Origin of the sequence: Maribacter sp. 6B07 (assembly GCF_002700155.1) — a bacterium.
Classification (GTDB): Bacteria; Bacteroidota; Bacteroidia; order Flavobacteriales; family Flavobacteriaceae; genus Maribacter; species Maribacter dokdonensis.
Window position 1 is genome coordinate 538,810 of the sequence record NZ_PDUT01000004.1, and the last position, 13,185, is coordinate 551,994.

At 37.0% G+C, this 13,185-nt stretch carries 8 protein-coding genes; 7 read left to right on the forward strand and 1 reads right to left on the reverse strand.

The genetic code is table 11. The features are described from left to right. Positions 1 to 28: 28 nt before the first annotated feature. From CSC80_RS16610 to CSC80_RS16630, 5 genes are all read left to right on the forward strand, one after another. The gene (locus tag CSC80_RS16610) at positions 29 to 2,434 is read left to right on the forward strand and encodes a 3-hydroxyacyl-CoA dehydrogenase/enoyl-CoA hydratase family protein (protein WP_099193111.1); all 2,406 of its coding nucleotides are present in this window, start codon (positions 29 to 31) and stop codon (positions 2,432 to 2,434) included. A 102-nt stretch (positions 2,435 to 2,536) separates the two neighbouring features. Next, positions 2,537 to 3,727, forward strand: coding sequence for an acetyl-CoA C-acyltransferase (locus CSC80_RS16615; protein ID WP_058103074.1), 1,191 nt, complete (start codon positions 2,537 to 2,539; stop codon positions 3,725 to 3,727). A gap of 46 nt (positions 3,728 to 3,773) precedes the next feature. Then, positions 3,774 to 4,130 carry a four helix bundle protein gene (locus CSC80_RS16620; protein WP_091603488.1) on the forward strand — a complete coding sequence of 119 codons (357 nt, stop codon included), beginning with the start codon at positions 3,774 to 3,776 and terminating at the stop codon, positions 4,128 to 4,130. A gap of 48 nt (positions 4,131 to 4,178) precedes the next feature. Further along, positions 4,179 to 5,990, forward strand: a complete 1,812-nt coding sequence (locus tag CSC80_RS16625; RefSeq protein WP_071339632.1) for an acyl-CoA dehydrogenase family protein — start codon at positions 4,179 to 4,181, stop codon at positions 5,988 to 5,990. 101 nt (positions 5,991 to 6,091) lie between these two features. After that, positions 6,092 to 7,516 (forward strand): aminotransferase class I/II-fold pyridoxal phosphate-dependent enzyme, encoded by a 1,425-nt coding sequence (locus tag CSC80_RS16630; RefSeq protein ID WP_099193112.1) that lies wholly within the window; start codon positions 6,092 to 6,094, stop codon positions 7,514 to 7,516. Here CSC80_RS16630 and CSC80_RS16635 read toward each other — a convergent pair whose 3' ends face one another. Then, complete coding sequence (locus tag CSC80_RS16635; RefSeq protein ID WP_099193113.1) at positions 7,517 to 9,319, reverse strand: glycoside hydrolase family 15 protein; 1,803 nt, start codon at positions 9,317 to 9,319, stop codon at positions 7,517 to 7,519. It abuts the gene before it with no gap. 103 nt (positions 9,320 to 9,422) lie between these two features. Here CSC80_RS16635 and CSC80_RS16640 point away from each other — a divergent pair, with 103 nt between their 5' ends. Both CSC80_RS16640 and CSC80_RS16645 read left to right on the forward strand, forming a co-directional pair. Next, entirely contained in the window at positions 9,423 to 11,636 is a 2,214-nt protein-coding gene (locus CSC80_RS16640; RefSeq protein WP_099193114.1) for a bifunctional alpha,alpha-trehalose-phosphate synthase (UDP-forming)/trehalose-phosphatase, read from the forward strand. Between the two features lie 15 nt (positions 11,637 to 11,651). Then, positions 11,652 to 13,181, forward strand: a complete 1,530-nt coding sequence (locus CSC80_RS16645; protein ID WP_099193115.1) for a nuclear transport factor 2 family protein — start codon at positions 11,652 to 11,654, stop codon at positions 13,179 to 13,181. Positions 13,182 to 13,185 lie beyond the last annotated feature (4 nt).

Genomic DNA, 13,185 nt, shown 5'->3' on the forward strand with positions numbered 1-13,185 from the left:
ACTTATCAATTAATACAGCATAAAGTACATGAACAAGCACATTAAAAAAGTAGCAGTAATTGGCTCAGGGATAATGGGTAGTGGTATTGCCTGCCATTTTGCAAATATTGGCGTAGAGGTTTTATTGCTAGATATTGTTCCTCGTGAACTAAATGATAAAGAAAAAGCCAAAGGCTTAACATTAGAAGACAAAGTAGTACGCAATAGAATGGTGAACGATTCTTTAACGGCAGCGTTGAAATCAAAACCATCTCCTATTTATCATCAGAAATTCGCAAATCGTATTACAACTGGAAACTTAGAAGATGACATCGCAAAAGTATCTAAGGTAGATTGGATCATTGAAGTAGTTGTTGAACGCTTAGATATTAAAAAACAAGTATTTGAAAATTTAGAAAAGTATCGTACACCTGGTACGCTAATTACTTCCAACACTTCTGGTATTCCGATCAAGTTTATGTCGGAAGGTAGAAGTGAAGATTTCCAAAAGCACTTTTGTGGCACTCACTTTTTTAACCCTGCACGTTACCTAAAGCTTTTTGAAATTATTCCAGGTCCCAAAACTTCGCCTGAGGTATTAGAGTTTTTAAACGGTTACGGAGAAAAATTCTTAGGAAAAACTTCAGTTGTTGCTAAAGATACTCCTGCATTTATAGGTAATAGAATAGGAATATTCAGCATCCAGAGCCTTTTCCATATGGTTAAGGAAATGGACATGACCGTTGAAGAAGTTGACAAACTTACGGGTCCGGTTATTGGTAGACCAAAATCGGCCACCTTTAGAACAGTTGATGTAGTTGGTTTAGACACCCTTGTTCATGTTGCTAACGGTATATACGATAACTGTACCGATGATGAGCGCCACGACCTGTTTAAATTACCTGATTTCATCAGCACCATGATGGAAAATAAATGGTTGGGCAGTAAAACCGGACAAGGATTCTATAAAAAGTCTAAAGATGATAAGGGCAAGACCGAAATTTTGACCCTTGATTTGGATTCGATGGAGTATCGCTCTAAAAAGAGCGCTAAATTCGGCACATTAGAGTTGACCAAAACTATTGATAAAGTTGTTGATCGTTTTGCTGTACTCGTTGGTGGAAAAGACAAGGCAGGAGAATTTTACAGAAAAAGTTTTGGACAATTATTTGCCTATGTATCGCACAGAATTCCTGAAATTACCGATGAGCTTTATAAGATTGACGATGCAATGAAAGCTGGTTTTGGTTGGGAACATGGTCCTTTCCAAATTTGGGATGCCGTTGGCGTTGACAAAGGATTGGAGTTCATCAAAGCAGAAGGTCTAGAAGCTGCTGCTTGGGTACATGAAATGAAAGCTTCTGGTAATAATTCTTTCTATGCAGTTAAAGATGGGGCTACCTATTACTATGATATCCCTAAAAAATCCGTAGAAAAAATACCAGGACAAGATTCCTTTATTATTCTTGATAATATTAGAAAATCCAAAGAAGTATTCAAAAACAGCGGTGTTGTTGTTGAAGACTTAGGAGACGGAATCCTAAATGTGGAGTTCCAATCTAAAATGAATACCATAGGTGGCGATGTTTTAGCCGGACTAAATAAAGCCATTGATATGGCAGAAAAAGATTTTCAAGGTTTGGTCGTTGGTAACCAAGCTGCAAACTTCTCTGTTGGAGCCAATATTGGTATGATTTTTATGATGGCGGTAGAGCAGGAATATGATGAGCTGAATATGGCCATTAAAATGTTCCAAGACACCATGATGCGTATGCGCTATTCCGCTATTCCAACAATATCCGCCCCTCATGGTATGACATTAGGTGGTGGCTGCGAACTTTCTTTACATGCAGACATGGTAGTCGCAGCAGCTGAAACCTATATAGGACTTGTTGAGTTTGGTGTTGGGGTTATTCCTGGCGGTGGTGGCTCTAAAGAATTTGCCGTTAGAGCACAAGACACTTTTAAAAAGAACGATGTAGAATTAAATGTTCTTCAAGAATACTTTTTAACTATTGGTATGGCAAAGGTTTCCACTTCTGCATATGAAGCATACGACCTAGGAATACTACAACATGGCAAAGATATAGTTGTGGTAAATAAGGACAGGCAAATTGCAACTGCTAAGGCATATGCAAAATTAATGGCGGAGCAAGGATATACGCAACCTGTAAAACGTTCAGATATCAAAGTCTTAGGAAAACAAGCATTAGGTATGTTCTTAGTTGGAACAGATTCTATGGAGGCTAGCCATTATATCAGTGAACATGATAAGAAAATTGCGAATAAGCTTGCGTATGTAATGGCAGGTGGCGATTTATCTGAACCTACTTTGGTAAACGAGCAGTACCTGTTAGATTTAGAAAGAGAAGCTTTCCTTTCACTGTGTACCGAAAGAAAAACGTTAGAAAGAATTCAGCACATGTTGAAAACCGGAAAACCGTTACGTAATTAATTTACGCAGCTATATGCCATTAGCTTATGGTTATTGGCAATCTTATTTAACAACAAATAATGCTATGAGTGTAAAGCTGATAGCTAAAAGCAAGAGTAAAAAATGAAAACAGCATATATAGTTAAAGGTTATAGAACAGCGGTAGGTAAAGCACCTAAGGGAGTTTTTCGCTTTAAACGTACCGATGAATTGGCAGCGGAAACCATCGAGTATATGATGAAAGAATTGCCAAATTTAGATAAAAAACGAATTGACGATGTCATCGTTGGTAATGCTATGCCAGAAGGTTCTCAAGGTTTGAACATGGCACGTTTAATCTCACTTATGGGATTGGACATTGTTGATGTTCCTGGAGTTACCGTCAACAGATTTTGTTCATCTGGTATTGAAACTATTGGTATAGCAACTGCAAAAATTCAATCTGGAATGGCAGATTGCATTATTGCAGGTGGTGCTGAAAGTATGAGTTCAGTACCTATGACCGGTTACAAAACAGAATTAAATTATGACGTTGTAAAAGCAGGTCATGAAGATTACTACTGGGGAATGGGAAATACCGCAGAGGCAGTTGCCAACGAGTATAAAGTATCTCGTGAGGATCAAGATGAATTTGCCTATAATTCTCATATGAAAGCCCTTCGTGCTCAAGCGGAAGACCGCTTTCAAGACCAAATAGTGCCTATTGAGGTAGAAGAAACCTATGTAGGTGCCGATGGTAAAAAAGCGACCAAAAAATATACCGTAACAAAAGATGAAGGACCAAGAGCGGGTACATCAACTGCCGTATTGAATAAGCTTAGACCAGTATTTGCAGCCGGTGGTAGTGTTACAGCTGGTAACTCTTCTCAAATGAGTGATGGTGCTGCTTTTGTAATGGTGATGAGCGAAGAAATGGTAAAAGAATTAAACCTTGAGCCTATTGCCCGTCTTGTTAATTATGCCGCTGCTGGTGTACCACCAAGAATTATGGGTATTGGTCCTGTAGCCGCGGTGCCAAAAGCACTTAAACAAGCCGGTCTAAAACAAGATGATATAAAACTGATTGAATTGAATGAAGCTTTTGCATCTCAATCCCTTGCAGTTATTAGAGAACTAGGCTTAAATCAAGATATTGTAAATGTTAATGGTGGCGCAATTGCTTTAGGCCATCCATTAGGTTGTACAGGAGCTAAATTATCGGTTCAGCTTTTTGATGAAATGCGTAAAAGAAACATGCAAGGACAGTACGGTATGGTTACTATGTGTGTAGGTACTGGACAAGGTGCCGCAGGCATATTCGAATTTTTAAAATAAACGATAGAATATAGATATTAGAAAAAAGAGATAAGATTAATGGTATATGGCTTTAAGGCATAACTATAGAAATTTGAAAATATGGAAATTAGGTATAAGCATAGCTAATGATATATCTGATATTCTCTTAAGTTTCCCTAAGCATGAGAGATTTGATTTGAGCTCACAAATGAGCAGATGTTCAATCTCTATTCCTAGCAATATTGCGGAAGGCTCTGCAAGAACAGATAGGTCGTTTAGTCATTTTTTAAGTATTTCTTTAGGTTCCTCTTTTGAACTGGGAACACAATTATTAATAGCATATCATAGAAATTATATAACAGATATTAAATTAAAATTACTCGAAGATAAGATTGAAGAATTTCAGAAAATGACCATGGGGTTTCAAAATAACCTCGTATAGTTCTCTTTTCTATTCTCTCAATTCTAACTTCTAAATACAATTAACAACATGAGTACAGAAACATCGGATAAAGACATTCTTAGAGGAGGACAATTCCTTGTTAAAGAAACCAACTGTGATGATATTTTCACTTTAGAGGATTTGAACGAAGAACAAAAAATGATGCGTGAAAGCACCAAAGAATTCGTTGATAGAGAATTATGGGCACACTGGGAACGTTTTGAGAAAAAAGATTACGCATATACCGAAGAAACCATGCGTAAAGCCGGTGAACTAGGTTTACTGAGCGTAGCAGTACCAGAATCATACGGTGGTATGGGTATGGGGTTTGTTTCTACAATGCTAGTCTGTGATTATATTTCTGGTGCAACCGGATCCTTTAGTACTGCATTCGGGGCGCATACTGGTATTGGTACTATGCCAATAACTTTATACGGTACTGAGGAACAAAAACAAAAATATGTACCTAAACTAGCCTCAGGCGAGTGGTTTGGAGCGTATTGTCTTACCGAACCAGGTGCTGGATCAGATGCAAATTCGGGTAAAACAAAGGCCGTTTTATCAGAAGATGGTAAAACTTATAGTATTACCGGTCAAAAAATGTGGATCTCAAATGCTGGTTTCTGTAACTTGTTTATCGTATTCGCACGTATTGAAGATGACAAAAATATTACCGGGTTTATCGTAGAAAATGACCCTAGTAATGGTATTACCTTAGGTGATGAAGAGAAGAAATTAGGTATTCACTCCTCTTCTACCCGCCAAGTATTCTTTAATGAAACAAAGGTTGCTGTTGAAAATATGCTTTCCACCAGAGGAAACGGTTTTAAAATTGCAATGAATGCCCTAAACGTTGGTCGTATTAAATTAGCCGCTGCTTGTTTAGAGGCGCAAAGAAGGGTGATCAACGAGGCTGTTAATTATGCGAACGAAAGAATTCAGTTCAAAACTCCGATCGTTAACTTTGGAGCCATAAAAGCAAAATTAGCCGATATGACCACAAATGCTTATGTTGGTGAATCTGCTTGTTATCGTGCTGCAAAGAACATTGAAGATAGAATTGCCATACGTGAAAGCGAAGGCAATACTCACCAAGAAGCTGAATTAAAAGGTGTTGAAGAGTATGCTATAGAATGTTCTATTTTAAAAGTGGCGGTTTCGGAAGATGTACAGCATACAGCAGATGAAGGTGTGCAGATTTTTGGAGGTATGGGCTTCAGCGCAGATACACCAATGGAATCTGCTTGGAGAGATGCAAGAATTGCACGTATATACGAAGGAACCAATGAAATCAACAGAATGTTAGCTGTAGGTATGCTTGTTAAAAAGGCTATGAAAGGTCATGTAGACCTTTTAGGACCTGCAACCGCAGTTGGCGAAGAGCTCATGGGAATTCCTTCTTTTGATACTCCTGATTTTTCTGAACTGTTTGCAGAAGAAAAGGATATTTTAAAAAGACTAAAGAAAGTGTTCTTAATGGTCGCTGGATCTGCAGTTCAAAAATTTGGTCCAGAATTGGAAAAGCACCAACAATTGATGTTAGCTGCTTCTGACATTCTTATTGAAGTTTATATGGCAGAATCTGCATTATTACGTACAGAGAAAAACGCAAAACGTTTTGGAGAAGAGGCACAGGCCACCCAAATTGCTATGTCTAAGTTATATTTGTACAATGCAACCGAAACTATCATTAAAAAAGGTAAGGAAGCCATTGTATCTTTCGCTGAAGGTGATGAACAAAGAATGATGTTAATGGGACTTAAACGTTTTACAAAATATACAAATTACCCTAATGTAGTAGCTTTACGCACACAAATTGCCGATAAGGTAGCTGCAGATAACGGGTACACCTTTGACTAATTCAGATTACTTTTGTTGTTTGGTAACTTGAATGTTAAACCGTCCCAATTGGGGCGGTTTTTTTGTTTGGTATAAATCGTTATTGCGACTACTTTTGAGCCATGCATAAAAAATTACTCCAACAAGTGTATTCATCCTCTGATTTTAACACCAACGGGCACGCACTTATAGACCAGTTGACCGCTCATTTAGAGGATAAATTAAATGGAAAATCCCCAAATGCCATTCATTGGAACGACCCTGAAGATGAACTCCAGTTTTGGAAGGATTTTCTATATCACGGAAATAGCAAGAATTTGTTCCAGGAAATCAACAAACGTACCACGCACATTCACCATCCACATTACCTTGGTCATCAGGTGAGTCCTCCAGCCCCAATTACCGCACTCACAGGATTATTGAGTTCGCTATTAAATAACGGTACTGCGGTATATGAAATGGGCATGTCTTCTAATGCTATTGAACGCATTATCATTGAAGCGATTTGTAATAAAATTGGCTTTAATAATAATGCTGGAGGTTTTTTAACATCTGGTGGTACACTTGCCAATCTTACCGCATTATTAAGTGCTAGAAAAGCGATTACCAATAAGGATATTTGGAATGATGGCAATCAAAATCAGCTAGGTATAATGGTCAGTGAAGAAGCGCATTATTGTGTAGACCGTGCGGCAAGAATTATGGGTTTAGGGAATCAAGGCATAATTAAAGTACCCGTTACCAAAGATTTTGCAATGGATACCCATGTTTTAGAGGCTAAATTCAAGGAAGCGCAGGAAAGCGGAATTGAGGTCTTTGCCATAATCGGTAGTGCTCCATCTACTGCTACAGGTATTTTTGATAATCTTGAGTGCATTTCTGAATTTGCCCAAGAACATAATATATGGTTTCATGTTGATGGTGCACATGGAGGTGCCGGTATTTATTCTGAAAAATACAAACATACGCTAAAAGGCATTGCCCAAGCAGATTCAGTAGTTATTGATGGTCACAAAATGATGATGATGCCAGCATTGACCACCGCCCTACTCTTTAAGGATGAAAAAAATGCCAAGGCTACATTTAGTCAAAAAGCGGATTACTTATTGACCGACTCAGAACATGAAGATTGGTACAATTCCGGCAAGCGTACTTTTGAATGCACCAAAAATATGATGGCCATACATTGGTTTACACTTCTAAATCTCTATGGTGAAGAAGTTTTTGATGCCAATGTTACCCTATTATATGATTTGGGTTCCTTATTTGCCGACCTTATAGAGGCTGAACCTAATTTTGATCTGGCATTACGCCCAATGTCAAATATTGTATGTTTTAGATATGTAAACCCTAACTTCAATTTTGAAGAGCAAAACAATTTAAACATAAAAATTCGCCAGTATCTTTTAGAAGATGGCGAATTTTATATTGTACAGACCAAATTAAAAAATGTTCATTTCTTAAGAGTAACCGTTATGAATCCGTTTTCAACGGAAGAACATTTTAAAGCCCTAATCCATAAAATTAAGGCTTATGTTTTGAAGTAATTATTCTCTCAAAGTTTCTAACATTTGATCCTCACTTTCTTTCTTAGAAAAGTTGATAGCACATTCTATCAACGCTAAATGTGAATATGCCTGAGGGAAGTTTCCTAGTAACCTTTTAGTCTTAAAGTCAATATCTTCACTAAATAGACCTAAATGATTACTATAACCTAATAATCTCTCGAAATACTCCAACGCCTTCTTCTCTTCCCCTATTTTAAATAAACTATTAATGTACCAGAATGTACAAACCGTAAATGAAGAGGATGGCAAACCAAAATCATCTTCATTCTTATATCTATACAACAATCCATCATTACTTAATTCGTCTCCAATGGCATTAACGGTTTTAATATATCTTTCATCTTTTGCATCAACACATCCGTAAGATTCCATTAATAAGACAGATGCATCTAAATCCTTAGAACCATAAGATTGGGTATAAGCCCCTACTTCATCGTTCCAAGCATTATCATAGATATCTTGCCAAATTTCCGCTCTTATTGGTTCCCATTTATCAATTTTATGCTGCTTACCTAGCATTTCAGCAACTTTTATTGCACGATCCAAGGCTGTCCAGCATAATACTTTAGAAAATGTAAAATGTCTATCCTCTGTACGGAACTCCCAAATTCCCTTATCGGCGTCCTTCCAATTGTTGCTTACGATCCAAACAATACCTTTGGTAATGGCCCATAAGTCCTCACCATTTTCTATGTCTATGCTGAATTTCACCATTTGTTCATAAATCACATCCATAAGAATACCATAAATATCATTCTGCTTTTGGTGATATGCCGCATTACCTATACGCACCGGTTTAGAACCTTTGTACCCAGCCAAGTGCTCCAAGGTTTCTTCGGTCAGTTTTTTCTCTTTATTGATCCCGTACATGATCTGTAACTTCTCTGCCTTATCGGGTATCAAATCTATAATGAACTGTAAATATCGTCTTGCCACGTTCTTATGTCCCAATTCAGATACTACTTTAATCACCATTGAAGCATCCCTTATCCAACAGAAACGATAATCCCAATTACGTACTTCACCAATGGTTTCTGGTAAAGAGGTGGTAGCTGCAGCTAAAACAGCTCCGGTCTTATCATAGCTCAATAATTTTAAGGTCAAGGCACTTCTGGAAATTTCATCGTTAAATTTCTTGTAAGTTGGGGTTAAATCTGTCCAGTTTAACCAATATACCTTGGTATTTTGCAAATCAAGATAAGCCCTTTCAGTGGTTGGTAACAACAATTTTTCATTGTAGCCCATTAGCATGTACTCATCTTGAAAAAGTTCTACTTCAACACTATTGACTATAGATTCTTGATCAAAAGAAGTGTATAGAAATACGGTATCGAACTTTACATCGTAAGTGAGACTGGCTATAAAATCCTTTTTAATAAAAGTTTCGGTTTTCCCCATGGCATATTCCAATCTAGGATCATACAAAACAGAAAAACTTGGCTTACCTGAAATTAGTTTAAAATACCTGATCAACTCTGGTGGCGCATGGTGACTACCATCCAACTTGCGATACCTGGGCATGAAGTCATGAATTTCAAAGTGATCTTCGCCAGATTTAAAAGAGGTAATCAATATATTGGTGTACCTCTCATATTTCTGAGTAATTTCATAGCTGTCATCAACCCTTATTTCAAAACTTCCACCTATATTTTCATCCAGTAATTTGGCAAATACAGACGGACTATCAAATTCTGGCAAACAGCACCAATCTATGCTTCCTGTCTTTGAAATTAATGCTGCACTTCTGCAATTCCCTATTATTCCGTAGTCTAAATTATCCATTCAATAAAATTCTTGATTCATTTGAGGTTTCAATTGGTATTGCCCTCCTTTTTCCCGAAATTTAGAGAAATAATTATCAAGAAGAAGCAAAAAATTCTCTTTTATGGCGAAAACTATCATTATCTCAAATAGACTACCTGTACAATTACAAATTAGCAATGGCGACATTACTGCGGTACCAAGTGTAGGTGGACTGGCCACAGGAATGAAATCTGTACACTCCGGCGGTGATAGCCTTTGGATTGGTTGGAGCGGATTAACGGATGAAGAAATTCCCGAAGAATTGGTTCCTAAAATTGATAGCGCCTTAGCGGAGCATGGATCTTCAAAAGTTAATTTAACGGAGAAAGAGGTAGATGGTTTTTACTATGGATTTAGTAATAGAACCATATGGCCTTTATTTCATTACTTCTTAGAATATTCTGAATTTGAGCTGGATAGCTGGGAAACATACAAAGCGGTAAACCAAAAATTTGCCGTTGCCATCCTTGAAAAAGCAAACAATGAAGACACTATTTGGATACATGACTATCAATTAATGTTGGTGCCCCAAATGGTAAGAGCAGAAAGACCGGATATTTCTATAGGCTTCTTTTTACATATTCCCTTTCCATCGTATGAGATTTTTAGAACCCTACCTTGGCGACGTGAAGTATTACAAGGGCTGCTGGGGTCTGATCTGATCGGTTTTCATACCTATGACTACGAACGCCACTTTTTAAGCTCTGTTAGAAGGCTACTAGGTTTAGAGGTAAGCTTTAACGATATCTATTTAGATGATAGGGTTATAAAAGTAGACTCTTTCCCTATGGGTATCGATTATAAGAAGTTTAGCGATGCAGCAAAAGAACACTCTCAACGTACCGAGGATCAAAAATCCGAATTGCAGAAACGACTGGATACTCATAAAAAATCTGCTCCCGATGCCAAATTCTTCCTTTCTATAGATCGTTTAGATTATACCAAGGGTATTGCAAAACGCTTAAATGCCTTTGAGTATTTTTTAAAGAAATATCCGCAGTATAAAGAGAAAGTAAGACTTATTATTCTTGCGGTTCCGTCTAGATCTAACGTACCGCAATACCAATTATTAAAACGGGAAGTTGATGAACTTGTAGGACGCATTAACGGGGAGTTGTCCACTGTAAGTTGGACGCCAATATGGTATTTCTATAGATCTATGCCATTTGAAAACCTTATTGACCTTTACACCTCTTCTGATATTGCCTGGCTAACGCCAATAAGAGATGGTATGAATTTGGTAGCTAAAGAATACATTGCCACTAGAACAGATAAGACAGGGGTGCTTATACTAAGTGAAATGGCAGGTTCTGCAAATGAAATGAACGAGTCATTATTAATTAACCCTAATAATTTTGAGCAAATTGCCGACTCTCTTTATGAAGCTATCAATATGCCCGAAGAAGAGCAGGTATCAAGAAATACATTGCTACAAAAAAGACTGGAACGCTATAATGTAGAAAAATGGGCCAACGATTTTATGAACTCCCTGGTGAGCCAGAAAGAAAAAGACCAGACTTACCGATCTAAAAAATTATCGGTTGACCTTATGAATACCGTAATGAGCAAATATAAAAACGCCAAAAGAAGATTGGTCTTTTTAGATTATGATGGTACATTGGCCGGTTTTCACAACGACCCGCAAAAAGCGTCACCAGATGAAGAGCTTTACGCATTATTGGATCAAATTTCGTCTCAACCTAATACAGATATGTATTTAATTAGCGGAAGGGATAAAGAAACCTTTACCAAATGGTTTCTTCCTAAGAAATACAATATGATCGTTGAGCATGGTGTTTGGATCTCTCAAGGCGGTGAGGAATTTAGAATGCTAGAAACGGTGAAAAAAGATTGGATGGAGAAAATATTACCAGTTCTTGAATCTTTTGTAGATCGTACGCCAGGTAGTTTCGTGGAAGAGAAAAACTATTCATTGGCTTGGCATTATCGAAATACAGATCCAGATTTTGGTCAGAAGAGATCGGTTGAATTGAATACAGTATTAACTAGTCTTATTGCTAACGATGACCTCAGCGTACTCAATGGTAATAAGGTTATGGAAATCAAGAGCAGCAACGTAAATAAAGGAAGAGCGTCTATGCGTGTGTATACCGAGCATGACTACGATTTTGTTTTTGCTATAGGTGATGACTGGACAGATGAATTTATGTTCCAGGAACTGCCAGAAGATGCTGTTACCGTAAAGGTGGGCAGACAAAAAACCCAAGCAAGATACTTTGTTGACAATACTAAAAATGTACGTGCCATCTTAAAGAGGTTTGCAGAAAAGCATTAATCTAAATCTCTTTTTATGTCCTTGAAATTTAAGTGCTTTATCCTTTTGCTAAGTGCAATATCTTGCATACAGCTACATGCACAACAGAGCACAGAAGTATATTTGACCAATTTAGGGTTGGAAAAAGATTCGGTCAATATTAATGGTGCAATAAATATATCTGAAAATGAAGGCTATGACAATCAGCCTTCATTTTTGGATAATGACAGGGTCCTGTATGCTGCAACAAGAAATGGACAAACAGATATTGTGCTGTTTCATATAAAAGATAAAACCCTTTCATGGATTACAGATACCCCAAATGGCAGCGAATATTCACCATTAAAAATACCCGGAAAAAATGCTGTATCGGCAATTAGATTAGATGAGGATGGATTGCAAAGACTTTATGAATATAACTTAGATACCAATGAACAAAAACTTCTTCTAGAAGATTTAAAAGTTGGTTATCATGTTTGGTATACTGAAGATATTATAATCTGTACAGTTCTTCGCGAAAATAAAATGGACCTTGTAATAGCTAACTTAAAAGATCATACCAATATAACGGTTCAACAGAATGTAGGCAGATCGCTACATAACATACCAAATAGCGACCTGGTAAGCTACATTTCCAAATCGGATAATGGGAATATGGTAAAATCACTGCATCCAATATCATTAAAAACCGAGGATATTATTTCATTACCTAAAATCACCGATGACATTTGCTGGATGAGCAGTAATCAATTAATTACTGCCATTGAATCAACCATTCTTTCCTTTGACCCCAAAGTAGATACCGAATGGAAAATAGCTCATGAAATTAATAACCCGGATGTCAATGGAATCTCTAGATTAGCAATTAGTCCAGATGGAAATTATCTAAGTTTCGTATCTAAAGATTCGCAAAAAAATATTGTAGACAAACAAGTAGAAACGTTCAACGCACGAGAATTACAAGCATTTGCTAACTGTTTTTCAAAAAATGTTGTGGTAAAAAACTACCCAAAAGACACCCTGTACATTGGGCGGGAAATTTTAAAGGAAAAATATCAGAGCTTTTATGACCGTACGCCAAATATTGATGTAAAAGTATCCTCTAGAATTCATTTGGGAAAGACCGTTATTGATCAAGAACAGATAACCATTGACGATAAACAATTTCAACAAGTTGCCATTTATGAGGTTGACGGACTTATAAATAGCATGACTTTCATAAAAGATAAGTCCATCAATGAAGATCCAGAAATACCTGTACAACAACAACTTGAAGGTTATAATACTAAAGACATCAACGCCTTCTTAGGTCCATATGCCAAAAACGTGAAAGTTTATGGAGCTAACGGCGAACTAAGAACCGAGGGTATTGAAAATATGCGAAATGGCTATGATCGCTTTTTTAGTACTACCCCAAACCTTCATTGTGAAATCAAGAATAGGATTGTAATCGGTAATATAGTTATTGATGAAGAATTCATTACCGTCAACGGTGATTCTTATACTGCAATAGGTATTTATGAAATAAAAAATAATAAAATAGCCAAGGTTACTTTTTTACATTGATCTA